Below are 23,527 nucleotides of genomic sequence, written 5' to 3' on the forward strand. Positions count from 1 at the left end.
GAGGGGGGTGGGAAGGGGCACTATCATAGGTGTTAAGCTACCACGGACTGCTTAGCATTCCGTTTGAAACATCAGCCCTTCGCCTTGAGTTCGAGCCGGCGCTTGTGAAGGACCGGCTCGGTGTAGCCGTTGGGCTGGGCGCGGCCTTCGAAGACGAGGTCGCAGGCAGCACGGAAGGCGGTCGACTGGTCGAACTCGGGTGCCATCGGCTTGTAAAGCGGATCGCCGACATTCTGCCGGTCGACGATCGCCGCCATGCGCTGAAGTGAATCCATCACCTGGATGTGCGAGCAGACATCGTGGCGCAGCCAGTTGGCGATGTGCTGGGAGGAGATGCGCAAGGTGGCGCGGTCTTCCATCAGCCCGACGTCGTTGATGTCGGGCACCTTCGAGCAGCCGACACCCTGGTCGATCCAGCGCACGACGTAGCCCAGGATGCCCTGCGCATTGTTGTCGAGCTCGCGCTGAACCTCGTCGGGCGTCCAGTTGGGACGGACGACCACCGGCACGGAAAGAATGTCGTCGAGGCGCGCCTTGGGGCGGTTCTTCAGCTCGGCCTGCACCTGATGCACGTCGACCTTGTGGTAGTGGGTGGCGTGAAGCGTGGCCGCAGTCGGCGACGGCACCCAGGCGGTGTTGGCGCCGGCCTTGGGATGGGCGATCTTCTGCTCCAGCATCGCCGCCATCAGATCCGGCATCGCCCACATGCCCTTGCCGATCTGGGCATGGCCCGACAGGCCGCATTCCAGACCGGTGTCGACGTTCCAGGCCTCATAGGCATTGATCCACGGCGCCTGCTTCATGTCGCCCTTGCGCACCATCGGGCCGGCTTCCATCGAAGTGTGGATTTCGTCGCCGGTGCGGTCGAGGAAGCCGGTGTTGATGAACACCACGCGTTCCTTGGCGGCACGGATGCACTCCTTGAGGTTAACAGTGGTGCGCCGCTCCTCGTCCATGATGCCCATCTTGATGGTCTTGCGCGGCATGCCGACGAGGCGCTCGACGCGATCGAAGATCTCGACGGCAAAGGCGACTTCCTCGGGGCCGTGCATCTTCGGCTTGACGACATACATCGAGCCGGCACGGGAATTGGCGCGGCGGCCATTGGCACCGACGTCGTGCAAGGCAATCAGTGCGGTAATCGCCGCGTCCATGATGCCTTCGGGCACCTCGTTGCCGTCGCGGTCGTGGATCGCAGGATTGGTCATCAGGTGACCGACATTGCGCACCAGCATCAGCGAACGGCCGGGCAGCGAAACGGTGCCGCCATCGGGGCCGGTGTAGTCGCGGTCGCCATTGAGCTTGCGGGTGACCGGTTTGCCGCCCTTGTCAAAAGTCTCGGACAGGTCGCCGCGCATCAGGCCAAGCCAGTTGCGGTAGACAACGACCTTGTCTTCGGCATCGACAGCGGCGACCGAATCCTCGCAGTCCTGGATGGTGGTCAGCGCAGACTCCAGCACCATGTCGGAGATGCCGGCCGGATCGGTCTTGCCGATCGCACTTTCACGGTTGACCACGACCTCGACATGCAGGCCGTTCTTCGCAAGCAGCACCGCGTCAGGATTCTTGGCCTCACCACGATAACCGGCGAACTGCTTTGCGTTGCCCAGCGAGATCGAACCGGAAGCCGTCGCAAGTTTCAGTGCACCGCCCTCGACCGCAAGCCCGGTCACATCCGCCCAGCTGCCAGATGCCAGCGGCGCCGACTGATCCAGAAACGCCTTGGCCCAGGCGATGACCTTGGCGCCACGCTTGGGATTGTAGCCCTTGGTCTTTTCGGCACCATCGGCGTCGGAGATCGCATCGGTGCCGTAAAGCGCGTCATAGAGCGAACCCCAACGCGCATTGGCGGCGTTCAGCGCATAACGCGCATTCATCACAGGCACCACCAGTTGCGGGCCGGCAACCGTGGCGATCTCCGCATCAACATTGTCGGTGGTGACCGCAAAGGCCGGGCCTTCCGGCACGAGATAGCCGATCTCGCTCAAAAACGCCTTGTAGGCCGCCATGTCGTGCGGGGCGCCATGCTTGCGGTACCAGGCGTCGAGCTTGAGCTGGAAGTCGTCGCGCTTTTCCACAAGCGCCCGGTTCTTCGGCCCGAGATCGTGCACGATCGCGGCAAAGCCCTCCCAGAACGCATCGGCATCGACACCCGTGCCGACAATCGCCTCGCCAACGAAATCGTGCAACTCACGCGCGACAGATAGGCCATGCAGGGAGACAGTATCGGTCATAAGATGCGCTCCAGAATTCCGGCGCCGCAGGGGCGTACTAAATAAAGTTTTCGGGCGTTTGGCACGCAAAACGCGCAGGGTCAATTCGTCGAATGTTGCAAGGCAGCAGTGATTTACTGACATCGCCGCTGCAAATCGATTTAGCCGTCAAACTGCGATCCGGGGCCGGCCGCTGGCCGTGGCAAGCACATGCGCCTCGATGAACATGCGCTGGCTTTCGACCGTCGAGACCTTGAGATCGACTGATACCTCGATCTCGGCGGCATCGGTGCCGGCGTCGCGGGCTCTTGCGGCGACGATGGCACGTGCTTCGGCTTCGGCCAACGCCATCGCTGAGTCCTCGTCGGTGAAATCGCGCAGCAATTCGCCGACCGCCACGCGGAACAGTCCTTCCTTGGGCTGGCTGACGCGGGCCTCGGCCGTGACGCGGACCTGACCGACCACCGCACCCAACGCATTGGCGACGTCGGTATCCTCCGGCACCACGCATTCGTTGCCGACAAGTTGTGGCAGCCCGGCATAATGCAGCGGCGCGGAGGCACCGAGGCCGATGACGGGCCGGTCAAGCGCGACAGTGAAACGCGCAATGCCGGGATGAGCGTCGACCGCGCGCTGGACAAGCGCATGCGCGACCGTGGCAGCACCGTCGAGCCCGTCCTCGGCGAAGGCCGTTTCCAGGATCACTTCGGCCGACAGACGGGTAAGCGTCACCAGCACGCGCTCCGACAAAGCTTCCGGCGTCGGCGCGATCGGCTGGCCGCGGCCGTCGCGCTTGCGGGCGAACAGCTCGGCGCCAAGCCGTGCTGCCGCCTCGTCCCAGTTGGCCTGGCGGCCAAGCACATGGGCGGCATCCGAAGGCGTGAAGCCACAGACATGGACAAGCCCGCGCGACACCAGGCGGTTGAGCGTGGCGTTCTGGGCGTTGGAGGTGAGTAGCCGGTCGATCGGCTGCGGCACCGCGGTGATCATGTCGTAGAGCTTGGCTTCCGGCGTGGTGAGGCCCGCCGCCAGTTGCTCCGGCACGCCGGTGCGGACGGCAAAACGGCCATCCATGCGGCCCGGATTGGGCGCGCGCAGCTGCCGCTCCAGCTCCACTGTCACCGCTTCGCCATGGGCCATGCCGGCGAGTGCCAGCGGCACCAGGCGGCGCGGCCCGAGCGACATTTTCGGCTTCAGCCCGCCCTCCTCCAGCGAAACCTCGGAATCGCCACCGAGGCCGAAGGTGCGCATGGCGACAGCCTCGACCATGGTGCGGAAACCGCCGACGGTGGCGCCCTCGGGATCGAGGCGGGGACGGCCGTGGTCGAGCACGGCAACGTCGGTGGTGGTGCCGCCGATGTCGGAGACGACAGCATTGTCGAGCCCGGTCATGTGGCGGGCGCCGACGAGGCTGGCAGCGGGGCCGGACAGGATGGTCTCGATCGGGCGCTGGCGGGCGAATTGGGCGGAGACCAGCGCGCCGTCGCCGCGCACCACCATCAAAGGCGCATAAACCTTGCGCTTGTCGAGAAAACCCTCGGTCGCCGCGACGAGGCGGTCGATCATCGAGATCAGCCGGGCATTGAGCAAGGTGGTGAGCGCCCGGCGCGGACCTCCGAGCTTGGCCGAGAGTTCGTGACTGGTGGTGACTGGCATGCCCGTCACCTCGCGGATGAGGTCGCGGGCGGCAATCTCGTGGGCCGGGTTGCGGGTGGCGAAATAGGCGCAGACGGCGAAGCCCGAGACGGATTTTTGCAGCTCGGGCAAGGTGGCCGCAAGCGCTGCGAGATCAAGCGCGCGGGCATTGCCGTGGACATCATGGCCGCCCTCGCACAACACCAGCGGGTCGGTGCCGAGCGCTGTCTTGAGACCGTCGCGGGCAAGGTCGGCCTCGGAAAAGCCGATCATGACAAGTGCCACGCGCCCGCCCTGGCCTTCGACCAGCGCGTTGGTGGCAAGCGTTGTCGACATCGACACCAGCTTGATGGCGGCGGGGTTCACGCCCGCTTTGTCCAGCACCGCGTCGACCGCGCCCGAAATGCCGACAGCCAGGTCGTGGCGGGTGGTCAGCGATTTGGCCTTGGCCAGCACCTTGCCCTGCGGGCCATGCGCCTCGGACCACAGCACGGCGTCGGTATAGGTGCCGCCGGTGTCGATCCCGAGATAGAGCGGTCCGGGATAAAGGGGATGGCTGGCGTGCATGCGCAGGAGTTCCGGAGTTGGCGTTCTCCGTCCCGCTTATCCGATATCCTCGGCAAAGCAAAATTGGCCAGTTGCGGCCAAGCAGGGGGGCAGCCCCAGGCACCTCCTCCCGCATCCGCCTCGCCCGTGCAGCGTCCACCCGTCATGCAACGAAGCCTGCCCTCCGCTATGGCTCCGGGCGCTTAGTCGTTGCCAAGCCAAATCGTTTGGCTTGTCATCGACCTTCGGTCGACCACGACACGCTCTTGTGGGTGTTGTCGCACCAAGGCTTGTTGGCCGACTGGCCGCAGCGGCAGAGCCAGACCTTGGTGGCGCGGTCGATCGAGTGGCCGGTGCCGGTGACGATCTCGACATTGCCCTCGAGCTTGAGGTTGCCATTGGCCTGCGGCGTGACGACCAGCGGGCCATCGCGTGCGGCGAGCGACTGGCTCTCCTTCAGCGCCGGTTCGCCGGTGGCGGCAAAGCCTGTTTTGCGGTGGCTGCCGTCGCAGAACGGCTTGTTCTGGGAAGCGCCGCAGCGGCACAAGGTGGCGCGGTGGAAGGTCTCGCCGTTGAAGACGATCTCGGCATGCACGGCGAGCGGCCCGTTCTCGCGGATGCGCACCGTGTTGACCACAGGCGGCGCCTCATCCGGCCCCCGATCCCTGCGGCGATAGGTAATGGCGCCGGAGGGGCAGCTTTCGGCGATCGCCACGATCTGCTCGACAGACGCCGCGTCGGGGTGAATCCACTCGCCCGGCGCATTGGGCTCGAACACATGCGGATTGGCGAGAACGCAGTTGCGCGAATGGACGCAGCGGCGACCGGAAAAGCCGACATCGATCTTTTCACCCTCGACCATGCCCTTGGCCATGTCTTTCGCCGCCTCCGTGGATATGGGCGGAGCTTATAGTTCCGGCGTGCGCTGGCAAGGCTGCTTGCGCGATCCCCTCCACCCTTCACGTCTGGTTCGGGCGCTTAGATTTCACGGAGGCACGGCTCGGAGACGCAGGTCCTGAGGGCTTACGTTACTTCGCCCCCCCTCTCGCCGGCAGGCCAGAGGGGGGTGCGACGGAATCATGCCGAGCAGAAAAACTCGAAAGCGTGGAGAAACTCTCCCCCGCTCAGCCCTGCGAAATCTGCTCGTCCTGCTCGACCGTCAGCGGCTTGACGCCCACCGGCAGCGGTTCGACGGCGGGCTGCACTGCCGCTGGAGGGGCGGCGACAGGCGCCTGTGGCACTGGCGCGCGGGCGGCGCAGGCAGACAGGATTGCCAGGGCAAGGAGGGCAGCGAGCAGTTTCATGGAACGGGCGTTAGGGGCAAGGTGTGGCGGGATCGCGGCGGCAGATGAGCCTGCACTGCTGCCAAGGTCAACCCGCCCCTGACATCTCCTGACAGCAGCCTGTCAGCAGGCATCGGCTATGCTGCGCGAAATCCAGGAGGAGGACGGCATGAGCGGCTTTGACGATTTCGATTTCCTGATCGGCGACTGGACGGTGACCAACGAGCGCCTGCGCGAGCGGCTGGTCGGCTCGACCGCGTGGGAGACGTTTACGGCCTTCTCGCACATCGAAAAGGTGATGCAGGCGCCCGACGGCACCTTTGGCGGCAATCTCGACCAGATGACCGTGCCCGAGCGCGGTTTCACCGGGATGACACTCAGGCTCTACAACCCCGAGACAGGCCTGTGGTCGATCTACTGGAACGACACCAAGAGTTTCAGGCTGTTTCCGCCGACGATCGGCCGGTTCGCGGACGGCTGCGGCGAGTTTTATGGCGACGATGTCGAGGGCGGCGTGCCGGTGCGCGTGCGGTTCATCTGGACGCCGGGCTTTAGCCCGCGCTGGGAACAGGCGATGTCGGTCGATGGCGGCGAGACCTGGGAGCTGAACTGGGTGATGCGGTTTGGGAGGTAAGGATATCACCCAGACAGGTATTTCACCCCGTCATCGCCTTCGATTTACATGAGCTATTGTTGTACGAGGCGATTTCTAAGCGCTGCAAGTCGAGCCACAAGCATTTGTCTTCCGCCCCCGCGAATGCGAAGCCGCGCCAACTTAAGCAAGTAATCTCGAATGTATTTATTCTTCGCGCCGCACATATAGAACAAAATTCCCTGCCAATCAGACAAAGATACATCGTTGCTAAATGCGAAGTCTAGGAAATTTCTGGCCGCCTTGTCGTCACTATCGAACTTCTCTAATAGAAGCCCAAACTCTTGATTTTGCGGATTTGCATGATGCATATAATACTTCTTTAACGTAGATCTATCTTCTCCAGAAAAATGCCCAAGCACCGATATGTAAAACGGGTGATTGGCAACATCATGATCTTTTCTCATCGCGCGCCATATATTTTTTGTTATTTCGTTCGTATGACTCCTCATTCCAAGTAAAAGAAGGCTCTGCGTACGTAGCTGAAAATTTGCGGTACCACTTGTTACATTTCCTAGAGCGCGCTTCCAAATCCCCTCAGGAATATTACTTAGGTATCTGCAACCATGTATCAGCTCTGACTCTTGATGCGGGTGTATGTTGTCCACACTCTTGATGAAGTCCTCGGCTGTACTCCCAAGCGTTGAAATACGTGGGAACATAATGCACGAATTTACGAAAATTTTGGACAACCTCTGATCTGGATTTGTATACACTTGACTTTTGAGCGTCCCCAGATAGTCCGTAGACCCAACATGGATGCACATGTTCATCCACATTCTCATCGCCCGGTCAGTCAATCCAGACTTGGGGTCCTTGACACCCAAGAGGCGCTTGGAATCACCATTTGCGGGCGTCGATCGCGCGATAGCATGCAATCGAACGGCTGCATTTTTCTCACTGATCTTTAGGCCATTTAGCAGCTCTCGCATCTCAGCAATGCGATCGATACGATCATCGAACAACGAGTTCGTAATCTGCTTGTCACCCGCAGTCTCAATTAGAATCTTTGTCTTTGAGTTTTGCAAACTGAGATGAAGATCCCTGACCAGCCTCTCAAGGCGAAATATCACCATTCGAGCAGTCGACAAATCTCTTGAAAATATTCTAATATCATCCATATATCTAATATATTTAAAGTCGTATTTCCCCTTTATATCCTCGAATGACTCATCAATTGGTATCAGATATATATTACCAAAAAAACTTGAAATACCAGATCCCTGTGGGATGGATCTCTTAGGCCGAAAACCACCCTGCGTTACATTTACCCATTCTGAAAGACCAGAATGAACAAAATTACACAATATTGGCTCGCTCTTCAATTCAGAACTAATATGATCTTTCAGTATATCGATATTGATGTTTTCAAAATACCCCGATATATCTGCGACAGATAGATAATTGTAACCAGATCCTATTTCTTCTCTTGTCCTTTTTTCGAAATCTGGCCACGAATCATACCAAGGCTCAAAAGGATCAAGCTCCTGCAAGATACTTTTTCGCTTCAGAAACGGTATTTCTAACGCGTCCCCCTCCTTGAAGAGCTCCCCTTGCTTCGGATTCTCCTTCAGCCTGTAGCTGTAGACATTATCCGACAGCGCTCCATCAAAAACTGGCGCAAGGCCCCGCACGACAGACCAGAGAACCATCCTATCTCGAAGCGGCAGGTGCGAACCAGGACGCGTGGAAAGCGATCCCTTGGGAATCGGAACTTGGCGCAAAGGACGGAAGCGATAACTATCAGTAATCAGTTGCCGTCGTATCTCCGCAATCTGCGCTGTCAAGTTCTGCGCAACCGCTTGCTGACTAAACTGGTCAACATAGAAGCCGTTCGCAAGCTCTGCACGGGTGAGATGCCAACCTGCCTCAAGTCCTTTTATGGAGATAGCCTTCTTCCATATTTCGTTCGCCACCCTTCCCTCCCTACATACACCAGCAATCATCTACAGGCGCCGCAACTTGCTTGATAGCCGTAAACGATTAATATTGACAACCTCCGCATGCAAACACGGCGAAAGGGCAAAATGACTAAATCCGCTTGTGAGAATGACGCCTCAGGACAACAATCGCACAAAGAAACTTTACTGGGGAGAATGCACAAAACTAAAGGCGCGCGGTTTGCGGCGCACAAACGACTATCTAGGAAACATTACTTTAACGGATATACTGTATCAATTTTGTCATTTTATGTCATATGTTTTTCAGTTGGAATTCTTGTGTATTCTTCCTCTCTGGAGAACGGTACCGCTAATTTTTTTACTTTCCTGTCAGTAGCTCTGTCAGTACTCATAATTGTCATTTCACTTTTGGTCGCGTCTGAAAAATACGACGTCAAGGCAACCCTTATGCATTTCTGTGCTCGGGAAGTCCTCGACCTCTACACAAGTGTAAAGTTTCGTGAGCTGTCGGCTGAAGAAATCAACGAGCACCGAAAACTTTATCAAGATATTATAAATAAGTACCCAGACAATCACGACGATATCGATCGCGATATCTACCTTTCCGAAGAAGGCAATCTTTCCTCCGAACGATCGAAATGGCTAAAAGCAAGATATTTTTGGAGTACTTTTGGAGAAAACACTCTCTACATCATCACGCCACCTCTGATAGTCGGGCTCTGGCTGTTGTGCCACTAAGTAAATGGACAAAAGCAGTCGCAGCATTTCCATTCCGCCGCCGGCGCAGACCCGGTGCCGGCTGGCCGCTCGGTACCTGCCAAATCCAGCTCTTTGTCGACGGTACGAGGCATAACAGCAGCCCTCATGGCGAACCTAGTTGGGAAAGGCCGCGCTGCCCCTCATCCGGCCCTTCGGGCCACCTTCTCCCCGTGAACGGGGAGAAGGAAGAGCGCCCGCTTCACAGCCCAATCTTCTCCGCTGGCGGCCCCGGGAAGCGCGCGTGATCCGGCGCTCCCTCCGGCGTGCCGAGCAAATCACGCACCGCGCGGACGCCCTGGTCGATCGCCGAGTGGGCGTAGGCGTAGGCGCTGCTGTCGGCATTGGCGATCGCGATGCGACCCCAGGGCTTGCGCGCCGCTTCGATGGGCAGCTCACCGTCCGGCCAGAAGCGGTCGCCCGGGCGCATATATTCGAAGGCGTAGCCATGCGACCAGCGATTGCAGGTGATGGCCTCGATGTCGCGGGCGGGGTCGAAGCCGCCGCCCGACAGCGCGCGGCAAAGCAGGTCGCGGATCGAGCGCTCCATCTCCTCGAAGCTCAGCGTCATCATTGCGCGGCGACCGGCAAGCGCCTGCTCGCGCGGGGCGAGGCCCGAACTTGTCATCACCTTGGACAGGTGCAGAACGACGGGGTCGCTTGGCTTGTCGGCGAATTTGTAGGTGCCCATCGAGACGGGAAAATCGATGTCGGCACCGCTCCAGAAATCGCCGCGCGCCCTGAAGCCGTCGATCTTGAGCTTGTCGAAGGCCTGCCAGTTGCGGAGTTGCACGTTGGTGTAGATCAGCGGCACCTTCTGCTGGTCGTTGAGGGCCGTGACCTGCTCGGCGCCCAGCTCGTCGGTGAGATAGGGGATGACGCGGTGCCAGCAGGCCAACACGACGTGGTCGGCCTTGACGCTGACCGGCTTGCCGGCGGCGTTGGCATAGGTGACGTTGACCGAGCTGGCGCTGTCGGCTGTGCCATCATGGGCGACCTTGACGACTGTCGCATTCAGCCTGATGCGGACGGGATTGTCTGCCTTGTCGAGGGCTGAATAGTCGACGGTTTCGGTGACCAGCTCTTCCATCGTCGTGCCGGCGAGCGCGCCCGGCACCAGCGTGCGCACCAGGGCGCGGGCGATGCCGGCGTTGCCATCGGGGAAATGGTAGATGTAGTCGTCGGGGTCGGTGAAGGCGAGACGACCGGACGGGCTGTTGTATTTCGACACGGCTTCGCCGAGGTCCATGCCGCCGAAGCCCGGATTGCCGTTGGCGCGCGCGTCGAGCGCGCTGGCGGCATCAATGCCGACGCCGAAATAGCCATTGGTCGACGTGGCGAAGTAGTCGGCGACTTGAGGGTCCACCTTTGCGTGGTCGAGCAGGAACGCCTTGTAGGTGATCTCCGACAGCTTCTCCAGGCGCTGCTCGGTGGTCAGGCCGGGCAGGTAATCGCCGGGCGCCTCGATCAGCGCGATCAGATCGGCCTTGGCCTTGTCGTTCAGCGGCGTCTCAGCCACCCAGTCGGGGGTCTTGCCGGTGCGGATGACCAGCTTGTCTTCGCCCCACTGCTCCTTGGAGAAGAAGATGGCGCCCGACAGGCCGCGCTCCTCGCACCATTTCTGGTCGTAGAAGGTTTCGAAGCGTTTTGGCTCGATGCCGATGTCGGCGAGCAGCGCGTTGACGGCGGGGCTGAAAAAGCTCGGCGTCTGCATCGACTGGCTGCCGCCATAGCCGATGAGCTTGGCGCCATTCGAGGCGGTGAATTCGTTGCGCTTGGCGTGGCCGCCAAAATCCTCGAGCGGATCGATGATCAGAACGCGCTTGTCTGGACCTGCCTGCTTGCGGAAGCTGTGAGCGGCGGCAAGGCCCGAAATGCCGGCACCTACAACCACCAGGTCGTAGCTTTCGGCGCTATCAGTGACCTGGCCGGCATCGGACCAGTAGGTGCCGTCGCGGACGGCGTGCATGACGTTCTGGGCAGCGTCGGTCTGGCCCTGCAGGCCGGCAGCGGCGGGGGATAGGTAGCAAAGGCGCCTTGCGCATGAGCTGGGGCGGGGGCCATGGCGCGGAACGCCACGGCACCGCCGATCGCCATCGCCACGCCATCCATGAAATCGCGCCTTGAAATAGCGCGGTCCATACCCAGTTTCTTGTCCTTTTCAGTCCAGTTCATGATGTTCCCTCTTGCAGAATGCGCGGGGAAGGCTAGCCATCTTCACGGTGTCAGTAAATCGACAGAACAGTCGATGCCGCACGGTGGCGAATAATTCGACGCTGCAATGCAATACATGTTTGCACTGCGGGATGACTGTTGAGTGGAGCGACAATGGTGAGACTGTAGAACCACGGCGGGCGCCAGGTGCGGGTCCGCCGTCATGGACAAAGCCCGGGCCTTCCGCTCTACGCAAGCGGCCGCGGGCGCGCCCCGCATGAGTCGGGCATGGGCCGTGGTTTCAATCAGGGGAAGAGCATGCGCATTCGGTCGATGATGATGGGGGCAGCCGCCCTGGTGGTGGCTGGGGCGTTGGCGCAGCACGCGCAGGCCGAAGGGTTCGAAAACATCGTGCTGTCGGCCAGCGAAGGCGCGGAAGAGACGCAAGCGACGTTCGCGCCGGATACGGCGAAGATTTTCCTCTCCGCCGACCTGACGGACGCCGTGGCGTCGGGATCGAAGCTGACGGTAAGCTGGATTTCGGTCGATTCAGGCGGTGTCGCGCCGGCGAACTACAAGATCGACGAGGTCAGCTTCGAGATCGGCATGATCGAAAACCATGTCGACGCCTCGATGACCAAGCCGGATGCCGGCTGGCCGGTCGGCACCTACCAGGTACAGATCGCCGTCGACGATGCGTTGAAGGAAACGGTGGATTTTGCCGTGAAGTGATGGGGCGGGGGCGAAAGCCCCTTCACCCGGCCGGAAGAGGAGGATTGCAGCGCTGGCGCTGCCCCTCATCCGGCCCTGAGGGGCCACCTTCTCCTCGCAGGCGGGGAGTAGGAAAATAGAGCTAGTTGTCGCCCATCTTGAGGGCCTGGATGAAGGCTTCCTGCGGGATGTCGACCTTGCCGAACTGGCGCATGCGCTTCTTGCCCTCTTTCTGCTTCTCGAGCAGCTTGCGCTTACGGGTGACGTCGCCGCCGTAGCACTTGGCGGTGACGTCCTTGCGCAGGGCGGAAATCGTTTCGCGGGCAATGACCTTGCCGCCGATCGCCGCCTGGATAGGGATCTTGAACATGTGCTGAGGGATCAGTTCCTTCAGCTTCTCGACCATGACGCGGCCGCGCTTTTCGGCGGCGGTGCGATGGACCAGCATGGAAAGTGCGTCGACCGGCTCCTCGTTGACCAGGATCGACATCTTGACGAGATCGCCTTCCTTGTAGTCGGTGAGGTGGTAGTCGAACGAGGCGTATCCCTTGGAGATCGACTTCAGCCGGTCGTAGAAGTCGAACACGACCTCGTTGAGCGGCAGGTCGTAGACCAGCATGGCGCGCTTGCCGACATAGCTGAGGTCGGCCTGGATGCCGCGGCGCTCCTGGCACAGCTTGAGGATCGAGCCGAGATAATCGTCGGGCGTCAGGATGGTGGCGCGGATCCACGGCTCCTCGATCGCGGCGATCTTGACCACGTCGGGCATGTCGGCGGGGTTGTGCAGTTCCTTGACCGAGCCGTCGTTGAGATTCATGCGGTAGACGACCGAAGGTGCTGTGGCGATGAGGTCGAGGTTGAACTCGCGCTCGAGCCGCTCCTGGATGATCTCGAGATGCAGCAGGCCCAAAAAGCCACAGCGGAAGCCGAAGCCGAGTGCCGCCGAGGTTTCCATTTCGAATGAGAAGCTGGCGTCGTTGAGGCGCAGCTTGCCCATGGCGGCGCGCAGATCCTCGAAGTCGGCGGCGTCGACCGGGAACAGGCCGCAGAACACCACCGGCTGGGCCGGCTTGAAGCCCGGCAGGGCCTTGGTGGTGGGGCGCTTGTCCTCAGTGATGGTGTCGCCGACGCGGGTGTCGGCCACTTCCTTGATCGAGCCGGTGAAGAAGCCGAATTCGCCCGGGCCGAGCTCGTCGACCTGGATCATCTTGGGGGTGAAGACACCGGTGCGCTCGACCAGGTACTTGGCGTTGGTCTCCATCATGCGGATGGTCTGGCCCTTCTTGAGCTTGCCATCGATGATGCGCACCAGCACGATGACGCCGAGATAGGTGTCGTACCAGCTGTCGACCAGCATCGCCTTGAGCGGCGCGTCGACATCGCCTTCGCGCGGCGGCGGCAGCTGGGTGACGATCGCTTCCAGCACATCGGGGATGCCGAGGCCTGTCTTGGCCGAGATGTAGACGGCCTGTGAAGCGTCGATGCCGATGACTTCCTCGACCTGCTCCTTGATGCGCTCGGGCTCGGCGGCGGGCAGGTCGATCTTGTTGAGGACCACGACGATCTCGTGGTTGTTGTCGATGGCCTGATAGACATTGGCCAGCGTCTGCGCCTCGACGCCCTGCGAGGCATCGACGACGAGCAGCGAACCCTCGCAGGCCGACAGCGAACGCGACACTTCATAGGCGAAGTCGACGTGGCCGGGCGTGTCGATCAGGTTGAGGATGTAATCCTCGCCATTGTTGGCACGGTAGTTGAGGCGAACGGTCTGGGCCTTGATGGTGATGCCGCGCTCGCGCTCGATGTCCATGTTGTCGAGGACCTGTTCGGTCATCTCGCGCAGTTCCAGTCCACCGGTGGACTGAATCAGCCGGTCGGCAAGCGTCGACTTGCCATGATCGATATGGGCAACGATGGAGAAATTGCGGATGTGGTCGAGCGGTGTGGTCATGCGCCGCGCTTTAGCAGGGGCGGCTTTGCTTAACAAGCAGGTGGGTTAACAAGCCGCGCGGAAGTGCTGCACGGCTTTGCGCTGACCCTTGCTACCAGCGCAGCACGTAACGGCCGGCAAGCGCGCCGACGGCGGTCAGCATGGCGATGGCCAGCGTGTACCAGGTGGCGACGAAGAACGGCGAGTCGTCGAAGCAATGCGCGGCATAGAGCGTGGCGGCAAGGCCGCCGGCGAGCAGGCCGCAGGCGGCTCCGGTGAGCGTGGGCCGCGTCGGTGCGCCCTGGCGCATGGCGGCGAGGAAGATGCCGAGCGGGCCAAGGCCGATGAGCGGGATCAGCGTCAGGCAGACGCGGGCATTGGTACCGACGAGCCGCGTCGCCCATTCAGTTGATGGAATGGTGGCGAGTTCGATCGAAATGGCGCCGAGCAGGATGGCGGGGGCGACGGCGAGCAAGGCGACGCGCATGCCGAGCCGCGCACCGGGACGGGCGAGTGTAAGAGCCAGCGCACCCGATGTGGCGAGCAGCGCCAGGGTGACGACGAACTTGATGAGGAAGCGCCAGGTTTCGGCGGCGGCGGCGAAATCGGCGCGCGGACCAGCGAGGTAGGAAAAGACGATCGCAGCGATCACGCTGGCGATGGCAACAGCGGCCAGCAGCAGCGCGCCAAGCGAGCGAGGGCGCGCTGTTGCGTCACTGGAAATCGCCTTGATGAGATCCTTCGTTTCCATTTCCGTTCCGTTCAGTCCTGTCCGAAGCGACGCGCGATCGCCTTGAGGCCGCGATGCAGCGCCACCCGCACCGCCGTCTCCGTCATTCCAAGCGCATTGGCCGTCTCGCCGATCGAAGCACCCTCGACCGAAACCGAGGCAACGACGCTGCGCTGCACCGGCGCCAGGCCGTCGAGCGCACGGCCGATGTCGCGCTCGCCCACTTCGGCCTTTTCGGGCTCGGCGAGCGTATCGGCGAAGTCTGATATGTCGACCTCGATGCGCTTGCCGCGGCGGCGGAAGGCATCGATCAGCTTGTAGCGGGCGATTGCATAGACCCAAGGAGTCACTGCTTCATCCTGACGCCAGGTATGACGCTTCAGATGAATTGCAAGCAGAACCTCCTGCACGACATCCTCCGGATCGACGCCACCATGGACGATACGCCTGCGGCAGTATCCGCGCACCAATTGCGCCACGCCGTCGAGAAAAACTGCGTAAGCGCCTTCATCGCCGACTATTGCCGCCCTGAAAAGCCGGGCGAGTTCGGCGTCATCCGTCCTCGTCAAGCTTGTCTTCCTCCTCTTCGGCTCAAAAAGCCGTTTGTTACTTCGGCCGACGCAGAAATATTATCACGCCAGCTGCCTTCTTACTCACGAAACCGTGTTCACGGCACGACGTAACGAATGGCGAGGTGCCGGCGAAGTCGTCGGCATGGGACGCAGAACGCTTCCCTGTCAATCCTTTATCAGGAGTACGTCATGAATCGCCAGACCCTCGCCCTTGCTCTCGCCGGCTCGCTCGCATCGGCCCTCGCCACCGCAGCCTATGCCGCTCCGCTGGCCCCCGAGAAGATGGTTGGCATGGAAAAGTGCTACGGCATTTCGCTCAAGGGCCAGAACGATTGCGCCGCCGGAGCAGGTACGACCTGTGCCGGCACCTCGACCATGGACTACCAGGGCAACGCCTGGAAGGCCGTGCCGGCCGGCACCTGCACCACGATGGACGTCGGCGGCCACAAGGGCATGCTCGAACCGACCGCCATGTGATGCGCATGGGGCCCGGCGCGCCGGGCCCCATCTCGCCTGCCCGACCAATCCGAGCACCCAGCATGAACACCGGCACACAAAGCGGCGAGGCCCTGCCCGCCCGCGCGGGCCTTGGCCTCAAGCCCGAGCACATCGACGAAATCATCGCGACCGAGCCCGATGTCGGCTTCTTCGAGGTCCATGCCGAGAACTACATGGGCGATGGCGGGGCGCCGCACCGCGCGCTGACTGCGATCACAAGCCGCTATCCGCTGTCGCTGCATGGCGTCGGGCTGTCGATCGGGGCCGAACGGCCACTCGACAAGGCGCATCTGGCGCGGCTGAAGGCGCTGGTCGAGCGCTACCGGCCGCAGTCCTTTTCCGAGCACCTGGCCTGGTCGACGCATGAGAGCGGTTTTCTCAACGACCTGCTGCCGCTGCCCTACACGAAAGCGACGCTGGAGCGCGTCAGCGCCCATGTCGACGCGGTGCAGCAGACTGTCGGGGCGCGCATGCTGCTGGAAAACCCCTCGACCTACATATTGTTCGAAGACAGTGTGATCGACGAGATCGACTTCCTCGAAGCCATTGCCGAAAACACCGGCTGCGGCCTGCTGCTCGACGTCAACAATGTGATGGTGTCGGCGGTCAACCACCGCCTCGATGCCTTTGCCTACATCGACCGCTTTCCGGTCGAGCGCGTCGGCGAGATCCATCTCGCCGGCTACGACGAGACCGTCGACGGTGCCGGCGACCGGTTGCTGATCGACGCCCACAATTCGACCGTCGCCGACGACGTGTTTGCGCTCTACCGGCATACTCTCGGCCGCACTGGCCCGGTGCCTACGCTGATCGAATGGGACAATGACGTGCCGGCCTTTCCGGTGCTGCTGGCGGAGGCGACGCACGCCAATCAGATGCTCGACGCGGCCCCGCATTGGCGCGACGTGCGCGTTGCCAGGCGGGCATGACGATGGACCAGAATGCGTTTGCCTCGGCCCTGCTCGATCCAACGTTGCCGGTGCCCGGCGGCGTGACCAGCGCGCGCGGCGAGGCCGATGCGGCGAGGTTCGCGGTCTACCGCAACAACGTCGCGGTCTCGCTATCCAAGGCGCTGGGCCAGCGTTTCCCCGTCGTGCAGCGACTGGTCGGCGACGACTTCTTCGCCGGCATGGCGCGGGCCTACATCGCAACGACCCTGCCAGACAGCCCGCTGATGTTTGCCTATGGCGACACTTTTCCCGATTTCGTCGCCGGTTTCGCCCCGGCGGCGGCCCTGCCCTATCTCGCCGACACGGCACGGCTGGAGGCGCAATGGACGCGCGCCTACCACGCCGCCGACATTGCCCCGCTGACCGTCGAGGCACTGGCAGGGCTGGCGCCCGAACTGCTCGGCGGCGCCAGGCTTGCGCCGCACCCGGCGGCGGCACTGGTGCGCTCGGCCTATTCGGTCGGCATGATCTGGCAGGCCCATCAGGGTGACGAGGTCGGCGCGCAGACGGTGATGACGCCGGAGAGCGTCATGATCACCCGACCGGAATTCGACGTGAGAGTGCATGTCATTGCCGAAGCCGACGCGGTGTTTGCGGCAGCACTGCTGCGCGGCGAAAGCATTGGCGAGGCGGCAACAGCCGCCTTCGGCACGGACCCGACATTCGACTTCGGCCGCGCCATCGTTGGCCTGACCTCGCTCGGCGCCTTCGCCGGACTGGCGTCCTAATCAAGGAGACATCGAGATGACCGAGATCAACCACGCGCCTATGGCGCACAAGGCCGGTTTGGGCTGCGCAATCCGGCGCATCGAGGCCACCATTGCGGCGATCCCGGAGGCGCTGCCGCTGCTGGCGCTGCGCTTTGCCATCGCCGTGCCGTTCTTCAAGTCGGGACTGACCAAGTGGGACGGCTTCCTGACGCTGTCCAACGGCGCGCGCTATCTGTTCACCCAGGAATTTTCGCTGCACATTTTCGGCAACCAGTATGCTTATCCGGCGCCGATCCTGATGGCGACACTGGCCGGCATCGGCGAGATCGTGCTGCCCATCCTTTTGGTGCTTGGGTTGGGCACGCGCTTTGCCGCAATCGGCATCCTGTTGATGACGGCGGTGATCCAGCTGACGGTGCCGGAAGGCTGGGCCAACTTCCACCTGCCCTGGGCGGCGATGGCGCTGGCGCTGGCCGTCTATGGCGGCGGGCAGCTGTCGCTGGACAGGCTGGTGGGCCTCAGCGCGCGCAAAAGCTGAGGTGGCGTCAAGCTTGCGCAAAGCGGTTGACGTCGCCTGGAACCCACGCTCCTATACCGCCCGCAGCGAGGGACGCGCTGTGGACTGGAGGAGCATGTCATGCCCGAAAAGGCGTATAGCGACGAGGGTTTGACAGCCGAGGCGCGGCCCGCCACCCAGGAGGACGCAGCCATACTGGCCAAGCTGGTCAACATGGCCGGCGACGGGCTGCCGCTCTATCTCTGGACCAAGATGGCCGAGGACGGCGAAGACCCCTGGGAGGTCGGCCGCAGGCGGGCACAACGCGAGGAAGGCAGCTTTTCCTATCGCAACGCGGTGGTGCTGGAGCATGGCAAGGTGATTGCCTGCCTGATCGGCTATCCGATCGTGCCTTCGCTGCCCGGACCCGACACGCCTGCGATGTTCGTGCCGTTCAACATGCTCGAGGCGATGGCCGTCGGCAGCTGGTACGTCAACGTCATGGCAACGCTGCCCGAGGCACGGGCGCGCGGCTACGGCTCGCGGCTGCTGGCCATGGCCGACACGATCGCCGAGGCGACCGGCTGCACCGGCACCAGCCTGATCGTTTCGGACGCCAACACCGCCGCCCGGCACCTTTATGAAAGCGTCGGCTATCGCGCGATCGCCTCCGAGCCGATGGTCAAGGAAGGCTGGACCGGCGCTGGCGGCAACTGGGTGCTGATGGTCAAGCCGTGAAGCGTTTCTGACCCGACATGAGCGCGCGCCCGGAGCCCCTGCCCAAATGAAATTCTGTGACGACACTATCATGGCCTATGACGCCTCGCGCCGAGTCTTCGATGAAGGCGAGGCGCTGACCTTCGACGACGCCTATCGGCTCGCCCATCTGCCGCTGGTGGCTTCAGGCCATGCCGAGATCATCAGCACCAAGGACGGGACGGACTATCGCAACGGGAGGTACGAGACGCCAAGGCATTCACTCGTCGTGCCCGTCGATGCCGAGCAACTGGCTAGATCCGAAACGTTTCGGCAGTTCAAAGAGGAGCTTCGCTCGTTTTCGTTCAGCGACAAGATCGCCTGGCACATCGGCAATGAACGCGCCGGCAAGCTGCATGCGACCGTCGTCGGCGGCCTTTCCGAGGAAAACATCGCGCGCTGCGCCGAGGCTGCCGCTGCAGCGCTCGCACCGCTGGGTGACGTTTCGATGCGCATCGGCGGGCCGTTCCTGGGGCGGATCAATACCGCCCGGATCTACCTGCCGGTCTATCCCTGTTGCCAGCACGGCGAGGACGTGTTCGGACTGGTGCAGCGTGCGTGCGGCGCGCGGCTGAGCCGCTTCTACGTCATCGGCTGTTATCATCTTGCAGCGCCGCTGACTGTTGCCGAGACGGCAGACCTCGCGGGACTGGCGGAGCGGTGGCGGCGGCGCGTGCTGGCCGAGCTGCCGGTGACGTCGCTCGTGGTGATGGCGACGAACGACGACCTGGCGCTTTCCGGACGGGTGGTTGCGACGATCCCGGTGGGACCAGTATTTTTTCCCAATCCGCCGTGAACCTTCTTCTCCCACCAGGACACCCATGATCGTGGCGGCCAGCGAGCCGCAAAATCAAAGGTGTCCCAGAGGAGAACCGAAATGAACATAACCAACACCATCATCCGCTCGTCGCTGATCGCGACACTCGCGCTTTCGATGTCGGCTTTTGCCGGTGCTGCCTCCGCCGCACAGCTCAAGGCCCGCGTGCCGGCACCGCCGCCGCACCAACTCGGCCTCAAGGCAGCGCCGGGCGGCCAGGCCGAAGGCCACGTCGAGACCTGCAACAACAAGGCGTCGTGCAACCTGATGATCGCCTATTGCGCCGGCCATGGCGGCGACTGGGAAGAGACCGGCACGCCGGGCCCGCAGGGCGAACCGCAGAAGGGCAAGTGTACCTATCCCTGATCGCATCAGGGGTTCCCAAGACTTGAGCCAAGCGCCCTCCCGTCTCACGACGGGAGGGTTTTTGCATGGCATGGCGCGATAGTGACGGAGCGTGTCGCCGGCCTGCTTGACGTTGGGGCGGCATTCGGAGCAAATCGCCGGGCATTCGTGGGAGCTTGCCTAAATGTCCGTCATCGGCCTTTCGCTGCTGGGTTTTTCGACCGTCATCTTCCTGATCGCAGCGATGGTGGCCAAGACATGGGGCATCGAGCCGACGCTCGGCAAGCTGGTGGTTACGCTGATCCTCTATTCGCTGGGCAACCTGATCATGCTGCGCCTAGTGCGGGACTTCGGCATGTCGGTGTCGTTTTCGCTGTCGGCGGTGATCCAGTTGATCGCCGTCAATGCGGTGGCCATCATCTTTTTCGGCGAGAAGCTGAGCGGCATACAGGGCATCGGCGTCGGGCTCGCGGTCGTCGCGGTGGCGCTGATCACGCTTGGGCCGGCATTGGCCGGAAAATGAAAACGGCCGCTGATCGCGGCCGTCTCCTTTAATCAGTCTGTAGCAGCGATCAGACGGCGATCTTGCCGCCGCCCTGTTTGGTGATGGCGACGACGGCCGGTCGGACCGGCATGTTGGGTTTGAAGTCGGGCCAGCGGGTCGACAGGTCTTCGTAGTAGGACGGGCGGCCGAAGCCTTCCCAATCCTCGCCGCCATCGGCCGGATGCTGGACGGCAACGAAAGCGGTCTGGTCGTCGGGCGTGAACAGCGGGCCGCACATCTCGGCGCCGACAGGCACGCGGAAGAACAGCTTGGAGGTAGCGCGCGCCTCGCCTTCGGTGTCGACGGCCCACAGGCCGTCGGTGCGGCCGGTGGCCTTGGGCGAGTTGCCGTCGGTCGAGACCCAGAGGCGGCCGGCGGAATCGACGGCGCAGTTGTCGGGCATGCCGAACCAGCCGTTCTGGGTAGTCGAGGTCGAGAACGATGCGCCGACCTCGGCGACCGAAGGATCGCCGCATTTGAGCAGCACTTCCCACTTGCCCTTGGTGGCGGTGAAGTCGCTGCCGTCCTCGATCAACTCGATGATGTGGCCAAAGGCGTTTTCGGCGCGCGGGTTGGCGGCGTCGACCTGGTCGGCCTTGCGCTTGGTGTTGTTGGTCAGCATGACATAGACCTTGCCGTTGACGGCATTGGGCTGGATGTCTTCGGGGCGATCCATCTTGGTGGCGCCGAGCAGGTCGCCGGCGCGGCGCGTCTCGATGACCACGTCGGCCTGGCTGACGAAGCCATTGTCGGCGGTCAGCGGGCCCTCGCCCTGGACCAGCGGCAGCCAGGCGAACGAGCCATCCTCGGCGAACTTGGCGACGTAGAGCGTGCCTTCGTCGAGCAGGTCGAGATTGGCGGCGCGGTCGTTGGGGTTGAACTTGCCCGAGGTTACGAACTTGTAGACATAGTCGAAGCGCTCGTCGTCGCCGAGATAGAAGACGACGCGGCCATCGGCAGCGACGATGGATTCGGCACCCTCGTGCTTGAAACGGCCGAGGGCCGTGCGCTTCTTCGGCATAGAGTTCGGATCGTTGACGTCGACCTCGACGACCCAGCCGAAGCGGTTGGGCTCATTCGGCTCCTTGGAGACGTCGAAGCGGTCGTAGAACTTGAACCACTCATAGGTGCCTTCGGGCACGCCGAGGCGCTTGTAGTTGGCGGCTTCAGGGTGGTCGGCCGCAAGTTCGCCGCCGAAATAGCCGTGGAAGTTCTCCTCGGCCATGATGTAGGTGCCCCAGGGCGTGACGCCGCCGGCGCAGTTGTTGAGCGTGCCGAACACCTTGGTGCCGGTCGCATCGGCATTGGTCTTCAGGCGATCATGGCCGGCGGCGGGGCCGGTCAGCTGCATCTCGGTGGTCGAGGTGATACGGCGGTTGAGCTTGCCGTCGCGGACGACCTGCCACTTGCCAGCTTCCTTGCGGATCTCGACGATCGAACCGCCATGGGCGGCCATCTCGATGTCGACGCGCTTCTGGTCGGCCGGGGCGACCTCGATCTTGCCCTCGACGATCTTGACGATGCCGGGGAACATCAGGTGCTCGTTGGTGTATTCGTGGTTGACGACGAGCAGTCCGTGCTCGGACGAGCCTTCGAGCTCGACATAGCCGACATAGTCGTTGTTGTAGCCGAACTGCTTGCCTTGCGCTTCCGCCGACTGGTTGGTGGGGTCGAATTCAGGCGCATCGGCAAAGATCGGATCGCCCCAGCGCAGCAGCACCTCGGCATCGTAGCCTGCGGCGACATGGTGCTTGTCGTCGATGCCGGCCTCGATCTCGTCGAAGCTGAAGGCGGACGCGCTAGCCGCGCGGGCATCGTCGGCGAGCAGGATGGCGATCGGGCTTACGGTTGCCGCGATGGCCGAGACGGCGAGCGAGCCCTGGAGGAAGCTGCGGCGGGAGAAACGCCTGGCGATGATGTCGCCCATGGTGCGGTTGTCGGTCGGGTTGTGGCCGGGACCGTCATTCTCCTCGAGCATGCTCGTGCGGAACTTCTGATCGTGGGGCTGGTTCATGGCGTCGACCTCTGGCTGGGTGTTCGGCTTGGGGTTCGCCGAGACCGCTAGTTGCCGCTCATAACAACAGCATGACAATTTGGCCGAAAATCCACAGCGCGCCAAAGCGTGACTGGCGAGGCCGCGCACTTGATATGCTGCGACCTTTTGCATGGACGCCTTTTCTTTGGGAAAGGCATCCCCCACCTGTTGCGAACCGGCCCGGAAGCGGCCATCCCAAGGCTGAACGGAAACGGCAGGACGCAATGCAGCAGAAACTGTGGAACAGGATCGAGTTTTCGCTTTTGGCGGCGGGCATCATCATTGCCGGCGGCCTGTGGGGCTTCGTAGAGCTGTCCGAGATCGCCCGAGATGCGGCGCCGCATGCCTTCGACACCGACATATTGCTGTTCTTCCGCGAGGCCGGCAACTCGGCCGACCCGATCGGCCCCTCCTGGGTCGAGGAGGCGATGCGCGACATCACAGCACTCGGCAGCGCCTCGGTGCTGATCTACCTCACCGCGATCACCATCATCTTTCTTGGCGTCACCAGACGCTGGGGGCCTGCGCTGTTCGTGTTCGCCTCGGTGGCAGGCGGCCAGGTTCTGTCGAGCCTGCTCAAGCTCGGCATCGACCGGCCGCGGCCGGACCTCGTGCCGCATCTGGCGCAGGTGCACACGATGAGCTTTCCGAGCGGCCACGCCATGCTGTCGGCGGTGACCTATCTGACGCTGGGCGCACTGATGGCGCGGTTCCTGCCCGGACGGGCGTCGACGGTGTTCGTGTTCGCCATCGCCGTGCTGACGACACTGATGGTCGGCATTAGCCGGGTCTATCTCGGCGTGCACTGGCCGTCTGACGTGCTCGCCGGCTGGTGCGCCGGCTTTGCCTGGGCGACCTTGTGCTGGCTGGTCAGCCGCAAACTGATGAAATCGGACGGCGAAGCCCATGACGGCATATCTTAAGCATCTGCATTAATGCTTGAGATATCACTATAAATGTATGATACATTCATTCTGCGGATAAAGACGGGAAAACCTGAAGTGATCACAGCCGCACAGATGCGCGCCGCACGAGCGCTGGCAGGCATCGACCAGAAGACGCTCGCCGAACTGGCCGGCGTCTCGGTGCCGACGATCCAGCGCATGGAAGCGAGCGAAGGCGTGGTGCGCGGCGTGATCGACACACTGACCAAGGTCATCCAGGCGATCGAAGATGCCGGGGTGGAACTGATCGGCGAAAACGAGACCGGTGGCCGGGGCGTGCGCCTCAAGAAAAAGGCCGGTTGAACCGACGATCCGCAGAGATAGTCGCGACGGCGACCGCCGACAGTTT

At 62.4% G+C, this 23,527-nt stretch carries 23 protein-coding genes; 13 read left to right on the top strand and 10 right to left on the bottom strand.

The features are described 5' to 3' along the window. Nucleotides 1–71 precede the first annotated feature (71 nt). From IHE39_RS15835 to IHE39_RS15850, 4 genes are all read right to left on the bottom strand, one after another. Nucleotides 72–2,234 (bottom strand): malate synthase G, encoded by a 2,163-nt coding sequence (locus tag IHE39_RS15835; RefSeq protein ID WP_192567114.1) that lies wholly within the window; start codon nt 2,232–2,234, stop codon nt 72–74. A 147-nt stretch (nt 2,235–2,381) separates the two neighbouring features. Further along, complete coding sequence (locus IHE39_RS15840; RefSeq protein ID WP_192567115.1) at nt 2,382–4,415, bottom strand: hydantoinase/oxoprolinase N-terminal domain-containing protein; 2,034 nt, start codon at nt 4,413–4,415, stop codon at nt 2,382–2,384. A 214-nt stretch (nt 4,416–4,629) separates the two neighbouring features. Further along, entirely contained in the window at nt 4,630–5,268 is a 639-nt protein-coding gene (locus IHE39_RS15845) for a CDGSH iron-sulfur domain-containing protein (protein ID WP_192567116.1), read from the bottom strand. Between the two features lie 250 nt (nt 5,269–5,518). Beyond that, the gene (locus IHE39_RS15850; RefSeq protein WP_192567117.1) at nt 5,519–5,698 is read right to left on the bottom strand and encodes a hypothetical protein; all 180 of its coding nucleotides are present in this window, start codon (nt 5,696–5,698) and stop codon (nt 5,519–5,521) included. Nucleotides 5,699–5,846: 148 nt separating this feature from the next. Between IHE39_RS15850 and IHE39_RS15855 the strand changes: the two genes are divergently transcribed. Further along, nucleotides 5,847–6,311 (top strand): hypothetical protein, encoded by a 465-nt coding sequence (locus IHE39_RS15855; RefSeq protein ID WP_192567118.1) that lies wholly within the window; start codon nt 5,847–5,849, stop codon nt 6,309–6,311. A 53-nt stretch (nt 6,312–6,364) separates the two neighbouring features. Here the strand turns inward: IHE39_RS15855 and IHE39_RS15860 are convergent, their stop codons facing one another. Continuing rightward, nucleotides 6,365–8,245 (bottom strand): reverse transcriptase domain-containing protein, encoded by a 1,881-nt coding sequence (locus IHE39_RS15860; protein ID WP_192567119.1) that lies wholly within the window; start codon nt 8,243–8,245, stop codon nt 6,365–6,367. Between the two features lie 111 nt (nt 8,246–8,356). Between IHE39_RS15860 and IHE39_RS15865 the strand changes: the two genes are divergently transcribed. After that, on the top strand, nt 8,357–8,968 hold the full coding sequence (locus tag IHE39_RS15865; protein WP_192567120.1) for an SLATT domain-containing protein: 612 nt from the start codon (nt 8,357–8,359) through the stop codon (nt 8,966–8,968). A 220-nt stretch (nt 8,969–9,188) separates the two neighbouring features. Here IHE39_RS15865 and IHE39_RS15870 read toward each other — a convergent pair whose 3' ends face one another. Continuing rightward, entirely contained in the window at nt 9,189–10,955 is a 1,767-nt protein-coding gene (locus tag IHE39_RS15870; protein ID WP_210327586.1) for an FAD-dependent oxidoreductase, read from the bottom strand. 503 nt (nt 10,956–11,458) lie between these two features. Between IHE39_RS15870 and IHE39_RS15875 the strand changes: the two genes are divergently transcribed. Further along, entirely contained in the window at nt 11,459–11,872 is a 414-nt protein-coding gene (locus IHE39_RS15875) for a hypothetical protein (protein ID WP_246485503.1), read from the top strand. A gap of 121 nt (nt 11,873–11,993) precedes the next feature. Here IHE39_RS15875 and lepA read toward each other — a convergent pair whose 3' ends face one another. The 3 genes from lepA to IHE39_RS15890 all read right to left on the bottom strand — a co-directional run bounded on the left by lepA (nt 11,994) and on the right by IHE39_RS15890 (nt 15,080). Continuing rightward, nucleotides 11,994–13,802 (bottom strand): translation elongation factor 4, encoded by a 1,809-nt coding sequence (lepA, locus tag IHE39_RS15880; RefSeq protein ID WP_184770113.1) that lies wholly within the window; start codon nt 13,800–13,802, stop codon nt 11,994–11,996. 91 nt (nt 13,803–13,893) lie between these two features. Further along, nucleotides 13,894–14,532 carry an NrsF family protein gene (locus IHE39_RS15885; protein ID WP_192567121.1) on the bottom strand — a complete coding sequence of 213 codons (639 nt, stop codon included), beginning with the start codon at nt 14,530–14,532 and terminating at the stop codon, nt 13,894–13,896. A gap of 11 nt (nt 14,533–14,543) precedes the next feature. After that, complete coding sequence (locus tag IHE39_RS15890; RefSeq protein ID WP_184770111.1) at nt 14,544–15,080, bottom strand: sigma-70 family RNA polymerase sigma factor; 537 nt, start codon at nt 15,078–15,080, stop codon at nt 14,544–14,546. 192 nt (nt 15,081–15,272) lie between these two features. On the opposite strand from IHE39_RS15890, the gene IHE39_RS15895 reads away from it, so the two are divergent. From IHE39_RS15895 to IHE39_RS15930, 8 genes are all read left to right on the top strand, one after another. Continuing rightward, a complete protein-coding gene (locus IHE39_RS15895) occupies nt 15,273–15,560 on the top strand; it encodes a BufA1 family periplasmic bufferin-type metallophore (protein ID WP_184770110.1) in 288 nt (95 codons plus the stop codon). Between the two features lie 62 nt (nt 15,561–15,622). Further along, nucleotides 15,623–16,510: an MNIO family bufferin maturase gene (gene bufB / locus IHE39_RS15900; RefSeq protein ID WP_192567122.1), complete on the top strand. Its 888-nt coding sequence runs from the start codon at nt 15,623–15,625 to the stop codon at nt 16,508–16,510. 2 nt (nt 16,511–16,512) lie between these two features. Further along, entirely contained in the window at nt 16,513–17,259 is a 747-nt protein-coding gene (locus IHE39_RS15905) for an HvfC/BufC N-terminal domain-containing protein (RefSeq protein WP_192567123.1), read from the top strand. 16 nt (nt 17,260–17,275) lie between these two features. Next, entirely contained in the window at nt 17,276–17,779 is a 504-nt protein-coding gene (locus IHE39_RS15910) for a DoxX family protein (protein WP_192567124.1), read from the top strand. Between the two features lie 99 nt (nt 17,780–17,878). Then, on the top strand, nt 17,879–18,475 hold the full coding sequence (locus IHE39_RS15915) for a GNAT family N-acetyltransferase (RefSeq protein WP_192567125.1): 597 nt from the start codon (nt 17,879–17,881) through the stop codon (nt 18,473–18,475). Nucleotides 18,476–18,545: 70 nt separating this feature from the next. Next, entirely contained in the window at nt 18,546–19,289 is a 744-nt protein-coding gene (locus IHE39_RS15920) for a hypothetical protein (RefSeq protein ID WP_192567126.1), read from the top strand. Between the two features lie 81 nt (nt 19,290–19,370). Next, the gene (locus IHE39_RS15925; protein ID WP_192567127.1) at nt 19,371–19,676 is read left to right on the top strand and encodes a hypothetical protein; all 306 of its coding nucleotides are present in this window, start codon (nt 19,371–19,373) and stop codon (nt 19,674–19,676) included. 163 nt (nt 19,677–19,839) lie between these two features. Further along, nucleotides 19,840–20,178, top strand: coding sequence for a hypothetical protein (locus IHE39_RS15930; RefSeq protein WP_184770103.1), 339 nt, complete (start codon nt 19,840–19,842; stop codon nt 20,176–20,178). Nucleotides 20,179–20,227: 49 nt separating this feature from the next. Here the strand turns inward: IHE39_RS15930 and IHE39_RS15935 are convergent, their stop codons facing one another. Next, nucleotides 20,228–22,213: a PhoX family protein gene (locus IHE39_RS15935; protein WP_192567128.1), complete on the bottom strand. Its 1,986-nt coding sequence runs from the start codon at nt 22,211–22,213 to the stop codon at nt 20,228–20,230. A 245-nt stretch (nt 22,214–22,458) separates the two neighbouring features. Between IHE39_RS15935 and IHE39_RS15940 the strand changes: the two genes are divergently transcribed. Then, nucleotides 22,459–23,157 (top strand): phosphatase PAP2 family protein, encoded by a 699-nt coding sequence (locus IHE39_RS15940; RefSeq protein WP_184770101.1) that lies wholly within the window; start codon nt 22,459–22,461, stop codon nt 23,155–23,157. Nucleotides 23,158–23,235: 78 nt separating this feature from the next. Next, a complete protein-coding gene (locus tag IHE39_RS15945) occupies nt 23,236–23,481 on the top strand; it encodes a helix-turn-helix domain-containing protein (RefSeq protein ID WP_192567129.1) in 246 nt (81 codons plus the stop codon). Nucleotides 23,482–23,527 lie beyond the last annotated feature (46 nt).

Origin of the sequence: Aminobacter carboxidus (assembly GCF_014863355.1) — a bacterium.
Taxonomy (GTDB): domain Bacteria; phylum Pseudomonadota; class Alphaproteobacteria; order Rhizobiales; family Rhizobiaceae; genus Aminobacter; species Aminobacter carboxidus.

Excerpts from the sequence above, each read along its gene's own strand:
- IHE39_RS15935 (WP_192567128.1), bottom strand. The coding sequence starts at position 22,213 with ATGAACCAGCCCCACGATCAGAAGTTCCGCACGAGCATGCTCGAGGAG.
- IHE39_RS15865 (WP_192567120.1), top strand. The coding sequence starts at position 8,357 with ATGACTAAATCCGCTTGTGAGAATGACGCCTCAGGACAACAATCGCAC.
- IHE39_RS15850 (WP_192567117.1), bottom strand. The coding sequence starts at position 5,698 with ATGAAACTGCTCGCTGCCCTCCTTGCCCTGGCAATCCTGTCTGCCTGC.
- bufB (WP_192567122.1), top strand. The coding sequence starts at position 15,623 with ATGAACACCGGCACACAAAGCGGCGAGGCCCTGCCCGCCCGCGCGGGC.
- IHE39_RS15940 (WP_184770101.1), top strand. The coding sequence starts at position 22,459 with ATGCAGCAGAAACTGTGGAACAGGATCGAGTTTTCGCTTTTGGCGGCG.
- IHE39_RS15905 (WP_192567123.1), top strand. The coding sequence starts at position 16,513 with ATGGACCAGAATGCGTTTGCCTCGGCCCTGCTCGATCCAACGTTGCCG.
- IHE39_RS15920 (WP_192567126.1), top strand. The coding sequence starts at position 18,546 with ATGGCCTATGACGCCTCGCGCCGAGTCTTCGATGAAGGCGAGGCGCTG.
- IHE39_RS15840 (WP_192567115.1), bottom strand. The coding sequence starts at position 4,415 with ATGCACGCCAGCCATCCCCTTTATCCCGGACCGCTCTATCTCGGGATC.
- IHE39_RS15845 (WP_192567116.1), bottom strand. The coding sequence starts at position 5,268 with ATGGCCAAGGGCATGGTCGAGGGTGAAAAGATCGATGTCGGCTTTTCC.
- IHE39_RS15915 (WP_192567125.1), top strand. The coding sequence starts at position 17,879 with ATGCCCGAAAAGGCGTATAGCGACGAGGGTTTGACAGCCGAGGCGCGG.
- IHE39_RS15910 (WP_192567124.1), top strand. The coding sequence starts at position 17,276 with ATGACCGAGATCAACCACGCGCCTATGGCGCACAAGGCCGGTTTGGGC.
- IHE39_RS15835 (WP_192567114.1), bottom strand. The coding sequence starts at position 2,234 with ATGACCGATACTGTCTCCCTGCATGGCCTATCTGTCGCGCGTGAGTTG.
- IHE39_RS15875 (WP_246485503.1), top strand. The coding sequence starts at position 11,459 with ATGCGCATTCGGTCGATGATGATGGGGGCAGCCGCCCTGGTGGTGGCT.
- IHE39_RS15870 (WP_210327586.1), bottom strand. The coding sequence starts at position 10,955 with ATGCACGCCGTCCGCGACGGCACCTACTGGTCCGATGCCGGCCAGGTC.
- IHE39_RS15895 (WP_184770110.1), top strand. The coding sequence starts at position 15,273 with ATGAATCGCCAGACCCTCGCCCTTGCTCTCGCCGGCTCGCTCGCATCG.
- IHE39_RS15925 (WP_192567127.1), top strand. The coding sequence starts at position 19,371 with ATGAACATAACCAACACCATCATCCGCTCGTCGCTGATCGCGACACTC.
- lepA (WP_184770113.1), bottom strand. The coding sequence starts at position 13,802 with ATGACCACACCGCTCGACCACATCCGCAATTTCTCCATCGTTGCCCAT.
- IHE39_RS15855 (WP_192567118.1), top strand. The coding sequence starts at position 5,847 with ATGAGCGGCTTTGACGATTTCGATTTCCTGATCGGCGACTGGACGGTG.
- IHE39_RS15885 (WP_192567121.1), bottom strand. The coding sequence starts at position 14,532 with ATGGAAACGAAGGATCTCATCAAGGCGATTTCCAGTGACGCAACAGCG.
- IHE39_RS15930 (WP_184770103.1), top strand. The coding sequence starts at position 19,840 with ATGTCCGTCATCGGCCTTTCGCTGCTGGGTTTTTCGACCGTCATCTTC.